Genomic DNA, 23,442 nt, shown 5'->3' with positions numbered 1-23,442 from the left:
TCAATCTCCGTATCTGATACGAGCGATGAGACCATCACCCGGTGCATAGATGTACAAGTCCTGTCCTTGCGGCCGACCATTGTAAAACGATCCACTGGTCATCAATGCCGTTGCCAAATTGTCAGCAATGTCCTTTGGCCAGTTGTAGGCACAAAAGAACATCGACCACGTCTGAGGATCGCCCGATGTGTCAAGGGAGGGTTGTATCGGTGTTGGCAGCCAGTCATCAGGCCAGGCGTAGAGCCAGTCGGGGGATGCAGCAGATGCGAGGACCGGAGGCACTTCGGGCGCATCGGCGCCCAGCCGGGCAATCGCGTAGACGCAAGAGTCATTCGACCACCGTTTTGACGCCATGACGTGCGAGATCGGTACAATGTCGCGAAAGTAATCGCGGGCGAAGCGCGGATTGTCCCAAGCTACAATCCACAGGACAAACAGGCAGACGATCAGGATAGGCAAAACGAAAACGACCCCCGCAATGGCGAGGGCCGTCCAACCGATTAGTGAGGAGAGCCGCATCGCTTACGCGCTGGCGGATTCCTTTTCCTTCTTCTTGCCGTCGTCGTGGATCATCAGCGGGCTGGCGTCGGGGCCAACGGCCTCTTCGTTCACGACGACCTCCGTCACCGTATCCATCCCCGGCAGATCGAACATCGTGTCGAGCAGGATGTCCTCCATGATCGACCGCAACCCGCGTGCACCGGTCTTGCGGTCGATAGCGCGCTTGGCGATCGCCTTCAGTGCATCCTCGGTAAAGGTCAGCTTGGTGTTCTCGATCTCGAACAGGCGCTGATACTGCTTGACCAGCGCGTTCTTGGGCGCGGTCAGGATGGTGATCAATGCGTCCTCGTCGAGGTCGGTCAGGGTCGCTATGACCGGCAGACGGCCGACGAATTCCGGGATCAGGCCGAATTTCAGCAGGTCTTCCGGCTCCAGCTCGGTAAAGATCTCGCCCACGCCGCGTTCGTCCGGTCCCTTGACGTTGGCGCCAAAGCCCATGCCGGACCCCTTGCCGCGCTGCGCGATGATCTTGTCCAGGCCCGCAAAAGCGCCGCCGCAGATGAACAGGATGTTCGTCGTGTCGACCTGCAGGAATTCCTGCTGCGGATGCTTGCGCCCGCCCTGCGGCGGCACGGAGGCGACGGTGCCTTCCATGATCTTCAGCAGGGCCTGCTGCACGCCCTCGCCGCTCACGTCGCGGGTGATGCTGGGGTTGTCGGACTTGCGGGTGATCTTGTCGACCTCGTCGATATAGACGATGCCGCGCTGCGCACGCTCGACGTTGTATTCGGACGCCTGCAGCAGCTTCAGAATGATGTTCTCGACATCCTCGCCAACGTAACCCGCTTCGGTCAGGGTCGTGGCATCGGCCATCGTGAACGGCACATCCAGAATCCGCGCCAGCGTCTGCGCCAGCAACGTCTTGCCGCAGCCCGTCGGGCCGATCAGCATGATGTTGGATTTCGCCAGTTCGATGTCGGATTTATCGCTGTTGTTCAACCGCTTGTAATGGTTGTGGACGGCGACGGACAGCACCCGCTTGGCATGCATCTGGCCGATGACGTAATCGTCCAGCACCTTGCAGATGTCGCGGGGTGTCGGCACGCCGTCGCCCGATTTCAAAGAAGCGGATTTCGTCTCTTCGCGGATGATGTCCATGCACAGCTCGACGCATTCGTCGCAGATGAACACGGTCGGACCCGCGATCAGTTTGCGCACCTCGTGCTGGCTTTTGCCGCAGAAGCTGCAGTAAAGCGTGTTCTTGCTGTCGCTGCCGGTGGTGCTTGCCATTGGTCGTGTCCTTCGGCCGTGGGCCTTTTGGTATCGCGCTGTCCTTGGTCACAAAGACTAGGACAGCGCCGGGGAGGCCACAACGCCAAAATCACGCAAGCCATCGCGCGATCAGGCGGGTGTGATCGTCAAACCCCTGTTTTATGCGTCGTCACCCTTATCGCGGTTCGTGACGATCTCGTCGATGTGACCCCACTCAAGGGCCTCTTCCGGGGTCATCCACTTGTCGCGGTCCAGCGCCTTCTGGACCTTGGCCATCGGCTGGCCGGAATGCTTGACATACAGCTTGTACATCCGCTCGCGCGTCAGCTCGATGCTGCGCGCACGGATCAGGATATCCTCTGCCGTGCCCTGCGCACCGCCGGATGGCTGGTGGACCAGGAATTCGGCGTTCGGCAGGGCAAAGCGCATGCCCTTTTCGCCACCGATCGCGATGACCGACCCCATGGATGCGGCCAAACCGCACACCAAGGTCGAAACCTTGGGCCGGATGTACTGCATCGTGTCGTAAATGCTCATCCCCGCCACGACGGACCCGCCGGGAGAGTTGATGTACATGCTGATTTCCTTCTTCGGATTCTCCGACTCAAGGTGCAGCAGCTGGGCCACGACAAGCTGGCTCATGCCATCGTGGACGGGGCCGTTGACGAAGATGATGCGTTCCTTCAGCAACCGGCTGAAGATGTCGTAGGCGCGTTCGCCCCGCGCGGTCTGTTCGACCACCATCGGCACGAGGTTCATGTAGGTCTGGACAGGGTCTTGCATAAATATGCCTCTGGTTCTGGACGCCTTCGCGCACACGTCTTTTCGGATAATCCCAAGTCTATGCACCCCGGCGCAGGGCTTCAAGGGCAGTCGATTCCAGCACACCCGTTCGGCCCGGCATGACAGACCGGAATGAAGGCTTGGCTAATGCGCAACCAATCGTCCCTGCGGCTTGAACCGCACGGTCTGCGCGTTATTTCCGCCCCATGACCGACTGGACCCCTACCCGCGCCGCCGCGCTGACCCGTCTGCAGGACTTTGTGCCGCATGCGGCGGGCGATTACGCCAAGCGGCGCGACTTCGATCTGCCGGGGCACCCCGGCGTCAGCCGCCTGTCGCCCTGGCTCCGCCACCGACTGATCACCGAAGACGAGGTCATCGCGGCCATCCTCGCCCGCCACAGCCCCGACATGGCCGGCAAGTTCCTGTCGGAAATCGGCTGGCGGCTGTATTTCAAAGGCTGGCTGGAATTGCGCCCCGGCGTGTGGTCCGCCTATCAGTCCGAACGGGACGCGGCGTGGAACGACGTCCAGACCCAAAGCGGGCTGCGCCAGCGGTGGCAGGACGCCTGCACCGGCCAGACCGGCATCGCCTGTTTCGACCATTGGGCGCAGGACCTGGTGCAGACCGGCTATCTGCACAATCACGCGCGGATGTGGTTCGCCTCGATCTGGATCTTTACCCTGCACCTGCCATGGACCCTGGGCGCGGATTTCTTCCTGCGTCATCTGCTGGATGGCGACGCGGCATCCAACACCCTGTCTTGGCGCTGGGTCGCGGGCCTGCACAGCCGCGGCAAGACCTATCTGGCCGATCCCGACAACATCGCGACATACACGCAAGGCGCCTTTCGCCCCGAAGGTCTGGCGCCGCAGGCCCCGGCGCTGGACGGACCCCCGCCTCCCAGGACCCGCCCCTGCCCCGTCTCGGACCGGTTCGACACGCAGGGGCGGACCGGCCTTCTGCTGACCGAAGACGACCTGCACCCCGATGCGCTGCTGGACCGCGGCCTCGCGCCCGTGGCCACGGCGACGCTGCAGGCGACCGCCGGGCGCAGCCATCTGGCCGTGGCGCCGCTGGTTCATGACTTCACCGCCGCCGCCATTGCCGATTGCACCGCGCGGCTGGCGGACCGGCTGGGCCCCGTCACCGCCTGCACCACGACCGACGACGTGGCGGCGTGGGCGCGAACGCATGCCCTGGACACCGTGACGACGCACCACATCCCGACGGGTCCGGCGGATGATGCGCTGGGCGATCTGCGCCGGACACTTTCGGATCACGGCATCGGCCTTTGCGTGCAGGTCAGACCGATCGACGCCCTCGCCTGGCCGCATGCGACCGCCGGATATTTCCGCTTCAAAGACGTCCTGCCAGAGGTCTTGGCACAGGTCCGCGGCTGATCTGATACAGGCCGATTGCGGCCTTTCCAAGGCACACCCACAGCCGCCGCCACGATTCGACCATATTCCCGGCCATGCGCCGCAAAAAGACCCTGAACATCCTGATTAAGACAAACACACGGCCAAATGCCGCCGCGACTGTTGCCTATGCGTGAACACTAGAAAGCAGCGATTGCCACGTTGGTTGTCGCCAGACAGGATGGTTTGCGCATGCCCGATGGTGTCGTCCTTAATATCGGTAACGATCGTCGGCTGAATAGCGGCGATCAGGCGTCGGCCTACAGCACGTTCACCGTGTCGCAGACCCTTGGCACCGGTACGGTCCAATACCGGACAACGACCAATAACACGCTGGTGACAGTCTCAGGCACCTATTACATCGACACGAGCGGTGCGGTCCAATTCTCGCCGAACACCCCGTTTCCTAACAATCTGGCCGCCGTGATCGTGCAAACCGCACCTGACGTCGGCGTCTACTACGGCACGACCGGCAACGACGCTGCTTTGAACGGCGCCGGCGGATCGGATGTCATCTACGGCGGCACTAATGCAACTGGCACGGGGACTGGCAACGACACCATCAATGCCGGGGCCGGCAACGACTTTGTCTATGCCGGCGACGGCAACGACTCGGTCTATGGCGGCGACGGCAATGACACGCTCTATGGCGGCGCGGGCAACGATTTCATCGACGGCGGCACCGGGGACGACCTGATCAACGGCGGTGGCGGCAACGACAGCATCAACGCGGGCGACGGCAACGACAGCGTCGACGGCGGCATCGGCAACGACATCATCGACGCGGGCACCGGCGACGACCGTGTCGCCGGCGGTGCCGGCGCCGACATCATCGCCTTGGGTGACGGCAACAACACCGGCTACGGCGGCACCGGCGCTGACACGATCACGGCCGGCAGCGGGTCGGATGTCATCTATGGCGGCGCCGGCACCGACAGCATCAGCGCGGGCGGCGGCAGCGACACGATCTTCGGCGGCGACAGCAACGATACCATCGACGGCGGCGCCGGGACCGACACGATCTATGGTGAGGCCGGCAGCGACAGCATCTTCGGCGGTGACGGCAACGACGTCATCTACGGCGACGACCCCGCGCCGGCTGCCGTCACGACCGAAACGCTAAGCTGGATCAATCAGGCGGCCAGCGGAAGTGACGTGCGCAACGGGTTCACGCAGGACACCGGCAATATCAACGTCAGCGTCTCGTTCCGCGACGACGGCAGCACGACGTCGACGCTGACCAGCAATACCACGATCTACAATAACGGCGACACGGCGTTCAATCCGGCGTCTTCCGTTCAGGTGCTGGGAACGACCGGCGCAACCACCACGACCGTGATCGACTTTGCTGCCGATCCCGCCAGCGGCGTCTCGGACGCTGTCGGCAACGTCGGCTTCTTTTTGACCGACATCGACATGGTCACGTCGAACGGGAACAACTTTCAGGACCAGTTCATCATCTACGCCTACGGTCCTGACGGCACCCTCGTTCCGGTGACGATCACACCCTACGGCGACGATGTGGTCACGAACACCGGCGCAGGCGCCGGACAGAACACGATCACCGCCGGCAACTCCAACAACGAAGCCGATCAGGCCAACGGTGCGGCCTACGTGTCGATCCCCGGCCCCGTCACGTCGATCGAGATTCAGTTCATCAACGCCAACGGCCGCACGACCAACCACGGCGCCTATATCAGCGACGTGCGCTTCACCACGATTCTGCCGACCGGCGGCAACGACAACATCGACGGCGGCGCAGGCGACGACCTGATCTATGGCGGCGCGGGCGACGACAATCTGGTCGGTCGCGGCGGGAACGACACCATCTTCGGCGGCGACGGCAACGATACGATCGACGACGAACCGGGTGCATTCAACGGCACCAGCAGCGACGTCTTCTACGGCGGTGGCGGCGACGACATCATCTACACCGGAGGCGGCAACGATCTGGCCTACGGCGGCACGGGCAACGATTACATCAACGGCGAAGAGGACGACGACGTCCTCTATGGCGACACCGGGGATGACATCCTGGCTGGCAGCGGCGGCAACGACACGCTTTACGGTGGACAGGGCCGCGACACCCTGTGGGGGGGCACCGGGGACGATGTCCTTTTCGGCGACGACGGCAACGACAGCCTCAGCGGTGACGACGGCAACGACATCCTCTCCGGCGGGACGGGCGACGACACCCTGTCCGGCGGCACCGGCAACGACAGCCTGAGCGGCGATGCGGGCAACGATACGCTGAACGGCGATGCGGGTAACGACACGCTGTTCGGTGGCGACGGCATCGACTTTCTGAATGGCGGGACCGGCGACGACAGTCTGTATGGCGGCGCGGACAGCGACAGTCTGGCCGGCGGCACCGGGTCCGACACCCTCTCGGGTGACGCGGGGGACGACATTCTGGCCGGTGAGGCCGACAACGACACCGTCTACGGCGGGGTCGGCAACGATATCCTCTACGGCGGCGACGGTGACGACGTCCTTGGCAGCCTGGCCGACGAGGCGGGCAATGACGTCCTGTATGGCGAGGCAGGCAACGACAGCCTGTCCGGTGGTCTCGGCAACGACGTCCTCTACGGCGGCACCGGCAACGACAGCCTGACCGGCGGACCGGGCAGCGACAGCCTGTTCGGCGGCGCCGGCAACGACACGTTCACGGTCTCTGACGACAACGACCAAAACGTCGTCGCCGGCGGCGAGGACGCGGGCAACACCGATATCGACACGCTGCGCCTGCTCAACGCGACCTCAACCAATGGTGCGACGGTCACGTACACAGGCACCGAGTCCGGCACGGTCACATTCAAGGCCGCGACCGCGACCGTCAACTTTTCGGAAATCGAAAGCGTCGTCACGACGGCCTATGCCGACACGGTCAACGCCAGTGCCGCGACGGGCGGCATTCGCATCGACACCGGCGCCGGCAACGACAGCATCATCGGCGGCAGCGGCAACGACACGATCATCGCAGGCTCCGGCGCGGACCGCGTCGACGCAGGGGCCGGCAACGATACCATCGACCTTGGCAACGACGGCGCCGCCGACGTGCTGGTCCTGCGCAACGGCTTTGGCCGCGACACGATCGTCAATGCCGACGCGCCGGTCGCAAACCCTGACGGCACCTTCACCTCCATCGACAAAGTCGATGCCACGGCCCTGACTGACCTGCAGGGCAATCCGGTCAACACCCGCGACATCGTCATCACCGACGATGGTTTCGGCAACGCCGTCCTGACCTTCCCGCGCGGAGAGCAGCTCGTCCTGCAGGGCCTGTCCCCCGCCGCCGCCTCGAACGAGTTTCTGCTGAACGCCTTCGGCTTTCCCCTGCCCGACGGCACCGTCAGCGGCACCGCGGGCGCCGACACGATCGGGCCGGGCTATACCGATGCCGACGGCGACCGGATCGACGGCAACGACAACATCCTGTCCGGCAGCACCGGCAACGACGACCTGATCCAGGCCGGCGGCGGCAACGACACGGTCTTTGCCGGCGAAGGCAACGACCGCGCCTATGGCGGGACCGGGAACGACATCCTTTACGGCAGCAACGGCAACGACACGCTGTTCGGCGACGCGGGCAGCGACACGCTGATCGGCGATGCAGGCAACGACACCCTGTTTGGCGGCGACGGCAACGACACGCTGGAAGGCGGCACCGGCAACGACAGCCTGTCCGGTGACGGCGGCGACGATACCTTCCGCCTGCAGGCCGGCTTCGGCACCGACACGATCACGGGTGGCGAGACCGCCGAGACGCTTGGCGACACGCTCGACGCCTCTGCCCTGACCACCGCCACGACCGTCACCTTTACCGGCGCCGAGGCCGGCACGCTGTCCAGCGCCGGCAACACCGCGACCTTTTCCCAGATCGAGCAGATCATCACCGGATCGGGCGGCGACACGATCGTCGCAGGTGCTGGCGACCAGACGATCTTTGCCGGTGCGGGTGCCGACACGATCACCGGCGGGGCGGGCAACGACACCATCGACGTCGGTGCCGCCGACAATGCCGTTGACACGCTGATCCTGACCAACGGCTTCGGCGCCGATATCGTCACCGGATTCGAGGCGCCGACGTCGAACGGTGGCAACAGCTTTACCGGCCACGACCGGCTGGACGTCACAGGCCTGACCACGAATGGCCGCGTGGTGAACGTGCGCGACGTCACCGTCACGAACGACGGGGCCGGCAACGCGGTCCTCACCTTTCCGGGCGGCGAAAGCATCCGCCTGACCGGCGTTTCTGTCACCGCCGCGCAGAACCCGTTCTTCCTGAATGCAATGGGAATCCCCCTGCCCGACGGCACCGTGACTGGCACGGCTGGTGCCGACACCATCGGCACCGGCTACACCGACGCGGACGGCGACCGGATCGATGGCAACGACGCGATCCTGCCCGGATCGTCCGGCAACGACGACGTCATCGCGGCGGGCGACGGCAACGACACCGTCTATGCAGGCGACGGTCGCGACACCGTCTTTGGTGGCAACGGCGCAGACATCCTGTTCGGCGGCACCGGCGACGACACGCTCTACGGCGACGCGGGGAACGACACGCTGTCCGGCGATGCGGGCAACGACAGCCTGTTCGGCGGCGCGGGCAACGACCGGCTGGAGGGTGGCACCGGCAACGACGTGCTGTCCGGCGACGGCGGCGACGATACCTTCATCGTCGGCAACACCACGGGGCGCGACACGATCACCGGCGGTGAAACGGGCGAGTCCACCGGCGACACCCTCGATGCGCGCGCCATGACCGCCGACACGGTCCTGAACCTGACAGGGTCCGAGAGCGGCACGCTCACCAACCCCGCCAGCCTGACCGACGGCAATCCCGCCACCGACACGGTCGTCACCTTTACCGAGGTCGAGAAGTTCTTCCTCGGGTCCGGCAACGACACCGTTCTGGGCGGCGAAGGCGATGACGTCGTGGACCTTGGCGCCGGCGACGACGTGTTCAAGCTGTTCGGCGGTTTCGGCCACGACACCATCACCGGCGGCAACGCCGGGCAAACACAGGGCGACACGCTGGACGGCAGCGCGCTGACCGACAATCTGACCGTGACCCTGAACACCCCCGGTGCGGGCACACTGACGGACGGCACCAATACCGCGACCTTCACGCAGATGGAACGTGTGGTCACCGGCAGTGGCAGCGACAGCATCACCGGCAGCAGCGGTGACGACACCATCTTCAGCGGCGCGGGTGCGGACCGGATCGACGCGGGCGCCGGTAACGATCGCATCGACCTTGGCGCCGCCGACGGCGCCAACGACACGGTGGTCCTGCAGGACGGCAGCGGCAACGACGTGGTGACGTCCTTCGAAGGGCCGACGGTCAACCCCGACGGCAGCTACACCGGACGCGACCAGCTCGACGTCTCGGACCTGACCGACGCCGACGGCAACCCGGTCAACGTCCACGACGTCACCGTCACCGACAATGGCAGCGGCAGCGCACTGCTGACCTTCCCCAACGGTGAAAGCGTGTTGCTCACCGGCGTCTCGCCCAGCCTCGCGGCCAGCCCCTTCTATCTGCAGGCGCTGGGCGTGCCGTTGTCGGACGGCACCATCTCCGGCACCGCGGGCAACGACATCCTCGACGCAGGCTACACCGGCGACCCCGATGGCGACCGCGTCGATGCGGGCGACACCGTGCTGCCTGGCACCGGCGCGGACGACGACCTGATCGAGGCGGGTGCCGGCAACGACACAGTCCGTGCGGGCGCCGGCGACGACCGCGTCTATGGCGGCACCGGAGACGACGCCCTCTTCGGCGGGGCGGGCAACGACACCCTGCACGGCGACGCCGGAAGCGACACGCTGACCGGTGGCGCCGAGAACGACGCCCTGTTCGGCGGCGCTGGCAACGATTCCTTCGTCTATGCCGACGGCTTCGGCACCGATACCGTCGCGGGCGGCGAGGACGCAGGCCAGACCGACACCGACCGCATCGACGCCAGTGCGTTGACCGGCGACGTGACCGTCACCCTGACGGACGCCGAGGCCGGCACCCTGACCGACGGCACCGGCACCGTCAGCTTTACCGAAGTCGAACAGATCGTCACCGGGACGGGCAACGACACCATCTATGGCGGGGCGGGCAACGACAACGTCGCGACCGGCGCCGGCAACGACAGCCTGTTCGGCGGGGCCGGCAACGATGTCCTTGATGCAGGCGACGGCGACGACATCATCGACGGCGGCGCGGGTGACGACACCATCCTGGCGGGTGCGGGCAACGACACCATCACCTTTGGCCGCGGCGACAGCGTCGATGGCGGCGCGGGCAACGACACCTTCACGCTGACCGCCGACCTGGACGGCGGCCCGCGCGACATCACGATCGAAGGCGGCGACGGCACCGATACGCTCAACATCCGCAACGCGGTGCTCAGCAGCCGGACCGAGGATACGCCCGGCGATCCTTCCTCTGGCACGATCCTGCTGACCGACGGCAGCCTCGTCACCTTCCACAGTATCGAAAACCTCGACAACATCATCTGCTTCACCCCCGGCACGCGCATCGCGACGCCGCGCGGCGCGCGCGACATCGCGACCCTTGCGGTCGGCGATCTGGTGATGACGCGCGATCACGGCCTGCAACCGATCCGCTGGATCCAGCGCCGGACCGTCACCGCCAACGGTCGCTTTGCCCCGATCCGTATCCGCCCCGGCGTCGTGACCGGGCTGGAGCGTGACCTGCTGGTGTCCCCGCAGCACCGCATGCTGTTCCAGGGCTACCGCGCTGAACTGCTGTTCGGCGAAAGCGAGGTGCTGATCGCGGCCAAGCATCTGGTGGACGGCCTGTCGGTCACGCAGGACACAGGCGGCGTCGTGACCTACATCCACATGATGTTCGACGCCCACGAAGTGGTCTATGCCGAAGGCGCCGCGACCGAGAGTTTCCACCCCGGATCACTTGGCCTAACTGCCATCCACGATGCCGCCCGCGAAGAGCTCTTTGCGATCTTTCCGGACTTGCGGTCCGACGTGAACCACTACGGCGACACTGCCCGCCGCTGCCTCAAACGCCACGAGGCGGAGTTGCTGCGCGTCTGACGCCTGCCCGTTCGCGCCCCGTCACTCTGCTCGGTGACGGATCGGCGCTGATCCCGCCCGGTGCGCCTGCCAGCGCACCGGGCGCTGGTCTATCAGGCCCCCAGCCAGTCGCGGTAATCGCTGACCAGCAGGTGCTTGGGGGCCACGTCCTCCTCGATCTTCGAAAACCGCCCGATGGGGTCGCGAAAGATGTTGTCGGTCTCGTCGTCGTTCACGGTGCTGACCTCTCCGATCAGCACGTCGCCGCCTTCGCCCCAGAAGGCGTGCCAGTGGCCGGGCATCAGCGTGACACTCTCTCCGGGCGCAAACCGCAGCTTGTCGCCGGGCGCGAAGTCGCGGCGCAACCCGTCGCACAGGACCGTCCCGCCCGCCGTCTCGTCAAAGCCGCCCCGATCGTCCGACCCATAAAGCTCCACCACCAGCGTCGCCCCGCCCCGGTTGATGATATCCTCGGCCTTGATGACATGGGTGTGCATGGGCGACAGCTGATCCTGCTTGGAAATCAGCAGCTTTTCGGCATAGCACATGCCGCCGCCGCGCTGCAGGTCGGCCAGCCGCCCGTTGCGCAGGGTGAACAGGAAAAGGCCCATCTCGTCGTAACGCCCGGCGCCATAATCGGTGATATCCCAGCCATTGCGGGCCCGGATCACCTCCACCGCCTCGCCCGCGCGCGCCTTGAACGCCTCCGGCGACCAGTAGGCCCAGGGCGGCAGGGTAAAGCCGTAGGACCGGATCATCTCGTCCGCCTCGGCCATGATGTCGTTGATGCGGGATCGTTTCATGCAGCACCTCCAGAGCTTTGCCCGCAGACTGTGGTGCTGCGCTGCGGCTTGCAAGGGCCGGACGTCCCGAGGGATCCCGGAATTTCATAAGGTCTGCGGAACGGCGTCCTACCCGGGGCCGGAACAGCCTCTCGCCTTTGCCGCAAACCTGCCGATTGACCGACCGCGCCTGCGCCCGATCGGTCTTCCACTCTTGCGATACGGACGTTTTCGTCCGCGCTTCACTCCGCCGGTTGGGGACGGATGTCGGATGCCATGCCTCGGGTCGTCTCTCTGGCACCGAAGCCGTGGCGAAAGACGATGAACAGGAAAATCAGCATGGAACCGGCGGTCATCAGGCTGCCGACGCTGCTGAACAACTCCGTTCCGCCGTGTGTCACGATGGCGATGCCGGGGACCAGAATGACGACGCCGATGACCGCGACGACATAATGCACCCGGGCCAGCCGTGTGCGGGCAGCCTGCGGTGTCAGCTCGTAGTAGATTCCGAAAAGCGCCAGCGTCGCCCACCCCACAAGGTTGAGGTGGGCATGCGTTTCCGCATAACTGTGATCGCCACTTGCACCCATGAAGATACCAAGACCCATACCAACGGTGACGCAGATCACCGCGCTGGCAAAAAACGCGAAGGGGAGAGTTTTCATGTCATGAACCTCTTTTGATGCGACCGCCGCTTGGCGCGACGGCAGATCACAGAATGAGGTTTTCTGCCCGCGGTGCTTTTCAGATTGCGTCAGGCCATGTCGAAAAGCAGCAAAGAACAAGGTAAATCTGATTGCCGGACGCATCGCATATGCACTGTCACCGCGATGCCATGCGCCAGCGCGGCCGCCAGTCTGCGGGATACCTCAGGCGCTGCGGCGCACCGGCATCCGCTTGCCGTCGGCCCAGGCCGCCGCCGCCCGCCCGAAGGCCGCGAACAGCGGACGCGACACGGCGTCCATCCCCGCCTTGTATTCAGGGTGCCACTGCACGCCCAGCGCAAAGCCCGGCGCATCCTTGACATGGATCGCCTCGGGTGTGCTGTCGGGGGCGGTGCCGTCGATAACGATGCGGTCGCCCGCCACCTTAATCCCCTGCCCGTGCAGCGAATTGGTCATCACCTCGTTCGCGTCCATCAGGCGATGAAACACGCCACCTTCGGTAAAGGTGATGCGGTGGCGCATCGCGAATTTCTCCTCGATCGTGCCGTCGGGGGGCATGCGGTGATTGTCGCGCCCCGGCAGATCGCGGATCTCGGGGTACAGCGATCCGCCGAAGGCCACGTTCATTTCCTGAAACCCGCGGCAAATGCCAAGGATTGGCAGACCCGCCGCCACGCAGGCCCGGATCAGCGGCAAGGCCACACGGTCGCGGTTGCGATCAAATGCGCCATGCGCCTCGGTCTCGGCCTCGCCGTATTCCTCGGGATGGACGTTCGGCCGACCGCCGGGAAACACGAAGCCGTCGCAGGCGCAGAGCAGATCATTCACATCGACGACCGCCGGATCGGCGGGGATGATGACCGGGATCGCGTCGCAGACATCCTTGACCGCCTGCATGTTCATGTCGCCCGCGGCCTGCACCAGATAGCTGTCGTTGATCAGGTGCGAATTGCCGATTATACCGATGACGGGACGTGACACACGAAACTCCTTCAGGCGATGACATGGCTTTTATAGGGGTTCTGCGCCGGATTGCCTAGGTGACCCACCGCACAACCGCCCCTGCGCACAGGCACGGGCGGCCAGCCTGCCACAGTTTGCGTCAACAAAGGCTAAAGGTCAGCGGTCCTGCCCGAAAAAGCGGCAGATTACGCCTCGCCGTCCAGCCTTGCAGCCGCCAGACCCGCCATCGCCGCCACGACATCGTTGTCGGATGTGTCGCCGGTGACGCCGACAGCCCCGATCACGACACCATCCGCCTTGACCAGCACGCCGCCCGGCACCGGCACGACCTGGCCGCCGTAGACGCCGTTTAAGGCGGCCATGAAATAGGGCTGCGCCTCGGCCCGCGCCATCTGCGCGCTGCCGGGCATGCCCAGCATGACGGCGCCGTAAGCCTTGCCGTGGGCGATGCCGAACCGACCGGGTGCCGCGCCATCGGCACGGGCAAAGGCCTTCACATGGCCGCCCGCGTCCAGCACGACGACCGACAGCGGCTTGAACCCCTTGTCAGCGCCGGTCTGCATCACGGTCTCGATGATGGTGTTTGCCTGTGCGGCTGTGATCTCGGTCATGGTGGTATCCTTTCAGTTCGCCTTGGCGACAGCGCGCCAGTCGTGCAGCAGCGGTTCGGTATAGCCAGAGGGCTGTTCGCGCCCCTTGAACACCAGATCACAGGCCGCCTTGAACGCCGGCCCGTCGAAGCCGGGCGCCATCGGCGTGTAGCCCGCATCGCCCTTGTTCTGATCGTCCACGACGGCAGCCATCTTCTGCATGACTTCCATCATGCGGTCCGTCGTCATGATGCCATGCAGCAGCCAGTTCGCCAGCGCTTGGGACGAGATGCGGCAGGTCGCGCGATCCTCCATCAACTGGATGTCGTGGATATCCGGCACCTTGGAACAGCCGACGCCCTGATCGACCCAGCGCACGACATAACCAAGGATGCCCTGCGCGTTGTTTTCCAGCTCTGCCGTGATCTGGTCCTCGGACCAGTTCCGGCCCTGCGCCACCGGGATCGTCAGCAGATCGTCCAGCGTGCCGCGCGCGCCACCCTGCTTGATCTCGTCCTGCCGCGCCAGCACGTCGATGGCGTGGTAATGGCTTGCGTGCAGCGTGGCAGCGGTCGGCGACGGCACCCAGGCACAGTTCGCACCGGCCTCCGGATGGTTCGTCTTTTCCGCCAGCATCCGTTCCATCAGGTCCGGCATAGCCCACATGCCCTTGCCGATCTGGGCCTTGCCCTGCAATCCGCAGGCCAGCCCGATATCGACGTTGCGATCCTCGTAGGATGCAATCCAAGGGGCGTTCTTCATCTCGCCCTTCGGAATCATCGGGCCTGCCTCGATGCTGGTGTGGATCTCGTCCCCGGTCCGGTCGAGGAAGCCGGTGTTGATGAACGCCACCCGGTCCTTGGCCGCACGGATGCATTCCTTGAGGTTGACGGATGTCCGCCGCTCCTCGTCCATGATCCCCAGCTTGACGGTGTTTGCAGGCAGGCCCAGCGCCGTCTCGACGGCGGTAAAGATGTCGTTGGCAAAGGCCACTTCTTCAGGCCCGTGCATCTTGGGTTTCACGACGTAGACAGAGCCCGCGACCGAATTGCGGATGCCGTCCGTCTTGGCCAGATCGTGCATCGCGATCATCACGGTGCACATGGCATCCAACAGGCCCTCGCCCACCTCGCGGCCTTCGGCGTCCAGCACGGCGGGATTGGTCATCAAGTGGCCCACGTTGCGGATCAGCATCAGGGACCGGCCCTTGAAGGTGATGTCGTCGCCGTCGGGCGCAGTAAAGACGCGGTCGCCGTGCAGCGCGCGGGTGAAGGTCTCGCCACCCTTTGTGACCTGCTCTTCAAGGTCGCCACGCATCAGGCCCAGCCAGTTGCCATAGGCCAGCACCTTGTCTTCGGCGTCCACGGCGGCGACGGAATCCTCGCAATCCATGATGGCAGAAATCGCGGATTCGAACCGGATGTCGCTGATGCCGGCCTTATCCTGTGCGCCGATCTCGGACTTTGGATCAACTTCAATTTCGATCAGCAAGCCGTTGACGCGCAACATGATTGTCAGCGCGTTACCCGACCCGGTATAGCCCGCGAACTGCCCCTGATCCGCCAGTTGCGGCGTCAGCATCCCGTCCTCGACGCTCAAGGCATCGATATCGGCCCAGGATCCGTGCGCCAACGGCGCCACGCGGTCCAGATGCGCCCGCCCCCAGGCGATCGCGCGCGCGCCGCGGTCGGCGTCATAGCCCTTGCCACGGGGCAGATCGCCCAGCGCATCGGTGCCGTAAAGCGCGTCATAAAGGCTGCCCCAGCGCGCATTCGCGGCGTTCAGCGCGAACCGCGCGTTCATGATCGGCACGACCAGTTGCGGTCCGGGGATGCTGGCAATCTCGGGGTCGACATGCTGCGTGCCCACGCTGAAATCCGGCCCCTCGGGAACCAGATAACCAATCTCTTCCAGAAACGCGCGGTAGGCCGCAGGATCGAACGCGCCGTCCCGGTGATCGCGGTGCCAGGCATCAATGCGGGCCTGCAGGTCTTCACGCTTGGCCAGCAGATCGCGGTTGCGCGGTCCCATCTCGGCTACCAAGGCTGCAAACCCGTCCCAGAAGGCCTCGGCCGACAGGCCCGTTCCGGGCAGGGCTGCAGTCTCGATAAAATCAACGAGCACGGGTGCGACTTGCAGACCGGCCCTGTTCAAGCGTTCGACCATGACGATATCCTTTGCGTGTGTTGAACGCTCGCTACAGGATATGATAACCAAGGTCCAGACGCGGTCAGAAATTCTGACCAATCCGCTGTTCAGCCCCCGGCTGACGGCTTGCGTGCCCCCCTGCACCGGTCAGAGCAATAGCGCACCTCGTCCCAGACCTTTGCCCAGGCCTTGCGCCACGTGAAGGGGCGACCGCAGTTTGCGCAGACCTTGACCGGCAGATCCGCCTTCTTGCGCATGCGCGGCATGGCTCAGTTGCTGTCGGCAGGCACTTCGGCGCCGGTGCGTGCGTCGATCTGGGTGTCGGCGCCTTCGGGCGTATTCCCGTTCGAGCTTGTCCAGAACAGCAGTCCGACCAGAAGCAGCAGCGCGAACCCCACGACCACCGCCATGCCGCGCAGCGGCCCGCGGTGACGTTTTTCCTGCTTGTCCAGATCCGTCTTGGGTGCTGACATGTTGTACTCCGTCCTGTCTGTCTGCCGCCGCTTGCCGCGGCGGGTTCGAATTCATAACGTCGCCGCAACCACACAGTTTCACCCCGGAAGGTCGATCCCATGAAAGACGCAGCGCCGCAAGCCATTCATCTTGCCGACTATATGGCCCCCGGATGGCTGGTGGAAAGTGTGGACCTGACATTTCGCCTTGCACCACAGACCACGCGCGTGCTGTCCCGGATCGCCTTCAAACCCAACCCGGACAGCCCCCGGCAGCCTTTTTTCCTGCACGGAGAGAGCCTGCGTCTGATCAGCGCAGCCGTGGACGGCACGCCCGTCACACCGCAGGTCACCGCCACGGGCCTGACCTGCGACGTCCCCGACGCGCCCTTCGTCTGGGAGGCAGAAGTCGAGATCGCACCCGCCGACAACACGGCCCTCGAAGGGCTTTACATGTCGAACGGCATGTACTGCACCCAGTGCGAGGCGGAGGGTTTCCGCAAGATCACCTACTACCCCGACCGCCCCGACGTCATGGGCGTCTTCACCGTCCGCATCGAAAGCGATCTGCCGGTGCTGCTATCGAACGGCAATCCCACGGCGTCGGGCGACGGCTGGGCCGAATGGCACGACCCCTGGCCCAAACCCGCCTACCTCTTCGCGCTGGTGGCGGGCGACCTTGCAGCGCACCACGATACCTTCACCACGATGGAAGGTCGCGACGTCGACCTGAACATCTGGGTCCGCGCCCCCGATCTGGACAAATGCGCCTTTGGCATGGGGGCCTTGATCCGGTCGATGATCTGGGACGAACAGACCTATGGCCGCGCCTATGACCTAGACGTTTTCAACATCGTCGCCGTCGATGACTTCAATATGGGCGCAATGGAAAACAAGGGCTTGAACATTTTCAACTCAAGCGCCGTTCTGGCCAATCAGGCGACATCGACCGACACCGATTTTCAGCGGGTCGAGGCGATCATCGCTCACGAGTATTTCCACAATTGGACCGGCAACCGGATCACCTGCCGCGACTGGTTCCAGCTCTGCCTCAAGGAAGGTCTGACCGTCTTTCGCGACCAGTCCTTCACCGGCGACCTGCACGGCCACGCCGTCAAGCGGATCGAGGATGCCCTCGTCATGCGCAACCGCCAGTTCCAGGAGGACGCAGGCCCCCTGTCGCACCCGGTAAGGCCAGAGAGTTTTGTCGAGATCAACAACTTCTACACCGTCACCGTCTACGAAAAGGGCGCTGAACTGGTCGGCATGCTGAAACGGCTGGTGGGCGACGACGGCTACCGCGCCGCACTCGACCTCTATTTCGACCGGCACGACGGGCAGGCCGCCACGATCGAGGATTGGCTGGCCTGTTTTACCGACGCTACGGGCCGCGATCTGACCCAATTCAAGCGCTGGTATGCGCAGGCCGGCACACCGCGCCTGACCGTGACCGACGACTTCAAGAACGGCACCTACAGCCTTCACATCACGCAGAAAACGCCACCCACGCCCGGCCAGCCCGACAAGATGCCGCTGCACATCCCCGTGGCCTTGGGCCTGCTGGACGACACCGGGGCCGAGGTGCTGCCGACCACACTGCTGGAGCTGACGCAGGCCACCCAGACCTTTACCTTCGACGGCCTCGCCGCGCGCCCGATCCCGTCGATTCTGCGCGACTTCTCGGCCCCCGTCATCGTCGATCGCACGCCGCCCGCGGGCGAGCGTGCGTTCCTGCTCGCCCATGACACCGATCCGTTCAATCGCTGGGACGCAGGCCGCAATTTGGCCCGCGACATGCTGCTGGACCTGATCCACGCGGGCGGCGGCGCGCCGGATGCGGGCTACCTCGACGGCTTGCGCGCGACGCTGACCGACAGCACGCTGGACCCCGCCTTGCGCGCCCTGATCTCTCATCTGCCGTCAGAAACCGATCTGGCCATCGCCTTGGCTGCGGCGGGCGAAACTCCGGATCCGGTGCAGATCCACCGGGTGCGACAGGCCGTCCGCAAACAGACGGCGCAGGCGCTGTCCGATATCCTGCCACGCCTTTACGCCGACATGCAGGTCCAAAGCCCGTTTGCCCCCGACGCCCGGCAGGGCGGGCAACGCGCGCTTGGCAATGCGATCCTGATGCTGCTGTCGGAACTGGACGACGGGGCCGCCGCACAGGCGCAGTTCGACGCCGCCGACAACATGACCCAGCAACTTGCAGCCCTCGCTGCCGTGCTGCACGCGGGCCGCGGCGAGGCCGCAGTCGCCCGCTTCTACGACCAGTGGAAGGACGACCGCTTGGTGCTGAACAAGTGGTTCGGCATCCAGATCACCATGGCCGCCCCCGCGGCAGCCGTCGACACGGCGACCCGCCTGACGCAGCACCCGGATTTTCAGTGGAAGAACCCCAACCGCTTTCGCAGCGTGATGGGCGCGCTGGCCGCGCATCCGGCGGGATTCCACTGCGCGGACGGCGCCGCCTACGCGCTTCTGGCGGACTGGCTGATCCGGCTTGACCCCCTCAATCCGCAGACGACAGCACGGATGGTGACGGCCTTCGACAGCCTTAAGCGGTATGATGCCGACCGGCAGACGCTGATGCGGCAAGCATTACAACGCATTGCACGCACCGAAGGCCTGTCGCGCGATACGACAGAGATGGTGACCCGCCTTTTGCAGTGACTCTCTTGGCGCGGTGGTTAAGACTCCGTAGATGACATGGAACCGTTACCGTTTCCGGGCATTAAGAGTTTATGAAAGACCGCATAGATCCGCTGATCGTCGAACGCGCACCCTGGATGTACCGGTCTTGGCCGGGCATGAAATACTTGCGCGGGCTGATGCATCTGGCCCTCGCCTACGACAAGACGGTGGATATCGCCTCCGGTCTGCGTGACGCGCCCTCCTCCCAGATCATGGGCAAGATGGGCGATCTGCTGGCCAAGCATGTGGAGGTGTCGGGTCTGTCCAACCTGCCGCTGCACGGTCCCGCACTGGTCGTGGCGAACCACCCGACCGGGATCGCCGACGGCATCATCCTGCACCACGTCATCGCCCGGACACGGCCCGACGTCTATTTCTTCGCCAATTCCGACATCCTGCGCGTCATGCCGCAGATGCAGGACATGATCTGCCCCGTCGAATGGCGCTTGGACCGGCGGACCCGCGAAAAGACCCGCAACACGCTCGACTACGTGCGCGAAGCGACCGAGGCCGGGCGTCTTGGCGTCATCTTCCCCTCTGGCCGTCTGGCCAAACGCCGCGGCTTCAAGCTGCACGAACGCCCCTGGATGGCGTCAGCGGCCATGCTCGCGCGCAAGTTCGACCTGCCGGTGATCCCGATCAACGTGCAGGCGCGCAACTCGGCGCTGTTCTACCTCTTCGACATGATACACCCGACCCTGCGCGACGTGACCCTGTTCCACGAGACGCTGAACAAGGACCGCCAGCCCTATCGCATCACGGTCGGAGAGCCTATTCAGGCCTCTGCCCTGCCGAAATCCTCTGAAGAGGGAATCGAGATGCTGAAAAAGGCGACCCTCGCGCTGGGCGGCATCGACGCCCCCACGGTCAACATCATTCGAATGACCCGGCGCCCATTGTTGAAACCCTAGCCGAGGCGGCGGCCTCTCCGGCGGCCACGACCGTCGCGGGGCGCAGCACGGGGCGCGGACGTTCGCGCACGACGCAGTAATCCTGCTTGCGGGTCCAGTCGGACATCTCTGCAATCTTGGCGCGGTTGCTCATCGGACCCCAATCCGCAGCCACCCCCCGCCAGCGCCCGTCGTGCAGCGCCACCGCGCGGTCGCGCTTGACCGTGCGCGCCATGATCCGGGCGGCACAGGACAGGTTGTCGATCGGGTTCTGCAGGGCCGTGCCGGTGGTGGCGCGACAGCCGTAGCCCCGCGCCGTGGCCGGCAGGATCTGCAACAACCCATACCACAACCCGCCGCCGCCCACCGCCTTGGGGTTGTATGTGCTTTCGTGCTTGGACAGCGCCGACATCATGCCGACCCAAAAGGCGCGGCGCAGCGTCGGGCTGTTTTCGGCGTAGGCGGGGCACCAGGCGTCGATATCGCGCGGCACAATCGAATCGAGTCCCTGTGCCGCGACCGCCGACATCGTCGCCCGCGCCCAGGCCTTCGCCACCGGTCCCTTGCCCCAGCGGGTATGCGGCACAAAGGTCGGACGGACCTGCGGACGCACGCTGGGCGCCCCCTTGATGACTTGGACGGGATACCGGATCATGTGGTCGGGGCGCGCGACGGGGCGAAATGAGCCAAGGCGCGCGGCCGCTTCGACCACCTGTGCGGTGGCAAGATCCTCTCGGGATACGGGGCGATGTTGCAGATCGGCAGCCACGGATGTGGTGCACAACCCTGCAATCACTCCCCCCAGAATGATGTGCTTGATGCGCATGAAGGACGAATAAAGAGACTCACGCGTCGGTGATCAACCCACCGGTCCCGCCATCGGCGGTAATCCGCAAAAAAGGGGCGCCCTTGCGGACGCCCCTGATCATCTTGCGGTTGTGGGTGGATCAGGCGGCGTTGCGCTTGTGATCGCCTTCGCGGACTTCCTCGATGATCTTGGCGACAAAGGCCTCCAGATCGTCCGGGTTCCGGCTGGTGATGATCCCGTTGGAAATCGCGACGGGCTTGTCGACCACAGTGGCACCGGCGTTCTTCAGGTCCGTGCGGATCGACTTGTACGATGTCATCTCGCGACCTTTCACGACGTCCGCCTCGATCAGCAGCCACGGCGCGTGGCAGATGGCGGCGACGATCTTGCCGTGCTGCACAAAGCCCTTGATGACGTCGATCGCGTCTTTCTCGACGCGCAGCAGGTCGGGGTTGATCTGGCCGCCCGGCAGGACGATCGCATCGTAATCCTCGACCTTGACGTCGGCAATCTTCAGATCACCCGGTACGTCGATGGACCAGTGATCCTGATCCCAGGCCTTGATCTTGTCACCGTCGAGCGTGGCGACATGGACGGTCGCACCGGCCTCACGCAGCTTCTTCAGCGGCGTCGTAAGTTCGACCTCTTCAAAGCCGTCGGTCGCCATGATGAGGATCTTGGATTCAGTAATAGCAGTCATTGGTGCTCTCCTTTGCGGGGTTCGCTTCGTTCTGCCGTCTCAACGGGCACCCCCCGGCACTTGTTCCAATCACGGGGCTGGCCTAGAAGGGCGCAACAGCTGATGAGGACCGCCATGCTCGACCTTGAATACGCCGCCCCTGCCCCGAAAGTCATCGCGGGCGCCAAGCACGACTGGGAACTCGTCATCGGTCTGGAAGTCCACGCGCAGGTGGCCACCAAGGCCAAGCTCTTCTCGGGTGCCTCGACGCTCTTTGGGGCCGAACCCAACAGCAACGTGGCCTTCGTGGACGCCGGCATGCCCGGCATGCTGCCCGTCATCAACGAAGCCTGCGTCGCACAGGCCGTCCGCACCGGATTGGGCCTGAAGGCGCAGATCAACCTGATGTCGGCCTTTGACCGCAAGAACTACTTCTACCCCGACCTGCCGCAGGGCTACCAGATCAGCCAACTCTACCATCCCATCGTGGGCGAAGGCGAAGTCTTGGTCGAACTCGGCGACGGCACCGCGCGTCTGGTCCGGATCGAGCGTATTCACCTTGAACAGGACGCCGGCAAGTCGATCCACGACATGGACCCGACCATGTCATTCGTCGACCTAAACCGCACCGGTGTGGCGTTGATGGAGATCGTCAGCCGCCCCGATATCCGCGGACCCGAAGAAGCGGCCGCCTACGTCGCCAAGCTGCGCCAGATCATGCGCTACCTCGGCACCTGCGACGGCAACATGCAGAACGGCAACCTGCGCGCCGACGTGAACGTCAGCGTCTGCCGCCCCGGCGATTACGAGAAATATCAGGCGACGCAGGACTTCGGCCACCTCGGCACGCGGTGCGAGATCAAGAACATGAACTCCATGCGGTTCATCCAGATGGCGATCGAGGTCGAGGCCCGCCGCCAGATCGCGATCATCGAAGATGGTGGCAGCGTGACGCAGGAAACGCGCCTCTATGATCCGGACAAGAACGAAACGCGGTCAATGCGGTCCAAGGAAGAGGCGCACGATTACCGCTACTTCCCCGACCCCGACCTGCTGCCTTTGGAAATCGAACAGGCTTGGGTTGACGATATCAAAGCCTCCCTGCCCGAACTGCCCGACGCGAAAAAGGCCCGTTTCATCAGCGACTTCGGCCTGTCGGATTACGACGCCTCCGTCCTGACGGCGGACGTCTCAAATGCCGCGTATTTCGAGGATGTGGCCAAGGGCGGCGACGGCAAGCTGGCGGCGAACTGGGTCATCAACGAACTTTTCGGGCGCCTGAAGAAAGACGGCGACAAGGGCATCGCCGACAGCCCGATCCCCGCCGCCCGCCTCGCGCAGATCGTGGCGCTGATCAAGGCCGAGACGATCAGCGGCAAGATCGCCAAGGACGTCTTTGACATCGCCTATACCCAAGACCGCGACCCCGCGGAAATCGTCGAGACCGAAGGCATGAAACAGGTCACCGACACCGGCGCGATCGAGGCTGCGGTGGACGAGATCATCGCCGCCAATCCCGCACAGGTCGAAAAGGCCAAGGCCAACCCCAAGCTGGCGGGATGGTTCGTGGGTCAGGTGATGAAATCCACCGGCGGCAAGGCCAACCCGGCGGCCGTCAACGCGCTGGTGGCCGCAAAACTGGGTCTCTGACCGGATCGGCGGTGTCCCGTCTGACACCGCCGCACGCCCTTGGCGAACCCGGACCCGGCTGCTAAGGACACCCCGTCAGCTGCAGGGGGTC

Annotated in this window: 17 protein-coding genes; 5 read left to right on the top strand and 12 right to left on the bottom strand. The window is 64.7% G+C overall.

Going from position 1 to position 23,442, the window contains the following annotated elements; translation table 11 throughout:
• The 3 genes from GLR48_RS10835 to GLR48_RS10825 all read right to left on the bottom strand — a co-directional run bounded on the left by GLR48_RS10835 (window position 1) and on the right by GLR48_RS10825 (window position 2,556).
• Complete coding sequence (locus tag GLR48_RS10835) at window positions 1-459, bottom strand: hypothetical protein (protein ID WP_237061284.1); 459 nt, start codon at window positions 457-459, stop codon at window positions 1-3.
• Window positions 460-522: 63 nt separating this feature from the next.
• The gene (clpX, locus tag GLR48_RS10830) at window positions 523-1,791 is read right to left on the bottom strand and encodes an ATP-dependent Clp protease ATP-binding subunit ClpX (RefSeq protein WP_237061283.1); all 1,269 of its coding nucleotides are present in this window, start codon (window positions 1,789-1,791) and stop codon (window positions 523-525) included.
• Between the two features lie 141 nt (window positions 1,792-1,932).
• Window positions 1,933-2,556 (bottom strand): ATP-dependent Clp protease proteolytic subunit, encoded by a 624-nt coding sequence (locus GLR48_RS10825; RefSeq protein WP_237061282.1) that lies wholly within the window; start codon window positions 2,554-2,556, stop codon window positions 1,933-1,935.
• Between the two features lie 206 nt (window positions 2,557-2,762).
• On the opposite strand from GLR48_RS10825, the gene GLR48_RS10820 reads away from it, so the two are divergent.
• Window positions 2,763-3,959, top strand: a complete 1,197-nt coding sequence (locus GLR48_RS10820; protein ID WP_237061281.1) for an FAD-binding domain-containing protein — start codon at window positions 2,763-2,765, stop codon at window positions 3,957-3,959.
• Between the two features lie 210 nt (window positions 3,960-4,169).
• Window positions 4,170-11,051 carry a Hint domain-containing protein gene (locus GLR48_RS25655; RefSeq protein WP_272911395.1) on the top strand — a complete coding sequence of 2,294 codons (6,882 nt, stop codon included), beginning with the start codon at window positions 4,170-4,172 and terminating at the stop codon, window positions 11,049-11,051.
• Between the two features lie 92 nt (window positions 11,052-11,143).
• Here GLR48_RS25655 and GLR48_RS10800 read toward each other — a convergent pair whose 3' ends face one another.
• The 7 genes from GLR48_RS10800 to GLR48_RS10770 all read right to left on the bottom strand — a co-directional run bounded on the left by GLR48_RS10800 (window position 11,144) and on the right by GLR48_RS10770 (window position 16,651).
• On the bottom strand, window positions 11,144-11,833 hold the full coding sequence (locus GLR48_RS10800) for a D-lyxose/D-mannose family sugar isomerase (protein WP_237061280.1): 690 nt from the start codon (window positions 11,831-11,833) through the stop codon (window positions 11,144-11,146).
• Between the two features lie 221 nt (window positions 11,834-12,054).
• Entirely contained in the window at window positions 12,055-12,477 is a 423-nt protein-coding gene (locus GLR48_RS10795; RefSeq protein WP_237061279.1) for a hypothetical protein, read from the bottom strand.
• A 204-nt stretch (window positions 12,478-12,681) separates the two neighbouring features.
• Window positions 12,682-13,458 carry a gamma-glutamyl-gamma-aminobutyrate hydrolase family protein gene (locus GLR48_RS10790; RefSeq protein WP_237061278.1) on the bottom strand — a complete coding sequence of 259 codons (777 nt, stop codon included), beginning with the start codon at window positions 13,456-13,458 and terminating at the stop codon, window positions 12,682-12,684.
• A gap of 167 nt (window positions 13,459-13,625) precedes the next feature.
• Entirely contained in the window at window positions 13,626-14,051 is a 426-nt protein-coding gene (locus tag GLR48_RS10785; protein WP_237061276.1) for a GlcG/HbpS family heme-binding protein, read from the bottom strand.
• 12 nt (window positions 14,052-14,063) lie between these two features.
• Entirely contained in the window at window positions 14,064-16,196 is a 2,133-nt protein-coding gene (locus GLR48_RS10780) for a malate synthase G (RefSeq protein ID WP_237061275.1), read from the bottom strand.
• 89 nt (window positions 16,197-16,285) lie between these two features.
• On the bottom strand, window positions 16,286-16,435 hold the full coding sequence (locus GLR48_RS10775; RefSeq protein WP_442915838.1) for a DUF2256 domain-containing protein: 150 nt from the start codon (window positions 16,433-16,435) through the stop codon (window positions 16,286-16,288).
• A gap of 12 nt (window positions 16,436-16,447) precedes the next feature.
• Window positions 16,448-16,651: a hypothetical protein gene (locus GLR48_RS10770; protein ID WP_237061273.1), complete on the bottom strand. Its 204-nt coding sequence runs from the start codon at window positions 16,649-16,651 to the stop codon at window positions 16,448-16,450.
• A 99-nt stretch (window positions 16,652-16,750) separates the two neighbouring features.
• On the opposite strand from GLR48_RS10770, the gene pepN reads away from it, so the two are divergent.
• Both pepN and GLR48_RS10760 read left to right on the top strand, forming a co-directional pair.
• Window positions 16,751-19,303 carry an aminopeptidase N gene (gene pepN / locus GLR48_RS10765; RefSeq protein WP_237061272.1) on the top strand — a complete coding sequence of 851 codons (2,553 nt, stop codon included), beginning with the start codon at window positions 16,751-16,753 and terminating at the stop codon, window positions 19,301-19,303.
• 71 nt (window positions 19,304-19,374) lie between these two features.
• The gene (locus tag GLR48_RS10760; protein ID WP_237061271.1) at window positions 19,375-20,235 is read left to right on the top strand and encodes a lysophospholipid acyltransferase family protein; all 861 of its coding nucleotides are present in this window, start codon (window positions 19,375-19,377) and stop codon (window positions 20,233-20,235) included.
• On the opposite strand, the gene GLR48_RS10755 is transcribed toward GLR48_RS10760, so the two are convergent.
• On the bottom strand, window positions 20,198-20,998 hold the full coding sequence (locus GLR48_RS10755) for a transglycosylase SLT domain-containing protein (RefSeq protein WP_237061270.1): 801 nt from the start codon (window positions 20,996-20,998) through the stop codon (window positions 20,198-20,200). The two genes, GLR48_RS10760 and GLR48_RS10755, sit on opposite strands and share 38 nt — an antisense overlap.
• Window positions 20,999-21,161: 163 nt before the next feature.
• Window positions 21,162-21,722, bottom strand: a complete 561-nt coding sequence (locus GLR48_RS10750) for a type 1 glutamine amidotransferase domain-containing protein (RefSeq protein WP_237061268.1) — start codon at window positions 21,720-21,722, stop codon at window positions 21,162-21,164.
• 114 nt (window positions 21,723-21,836) lie between these two features.
• On the opposite strand from GLR48_RS10750, the gene gatB reads away from it, so the two are divergent.
• Window positions 21,837-23,351 carry an Asp-tRNA(Asn)/Glu-tRNA(Gln) amidotransferase subunit GatB gene (gatB, locus tag GLR48_RS10745; protein ID WP_237061266.1) on the top strand — a complete coding sequence of 505 codons (1,515 nt, stop codon included), beginning with the start codon at window positions 21,837-21,839 and terminating at the stop codon, window positions 23,349-23,351.
• Window positions 23,352-23,442 lie beyond the last annotated feature (91 nt).

It is taken from the genome of Loktanella sp. M215, assembly GCF_021735925.1.
Taxonomy (GTDB): domain Bacteria; phylum Pseudomonadota; class Alphaproteobacteria; order Rhodobacterales; family Rhodobacteraceae; genus Loktanella.
The sequence above is the reverse complement of the archived record's forward strand: the minus strand, read 5'-3'. Positions and strand labels throughout refer to the sequence as shown.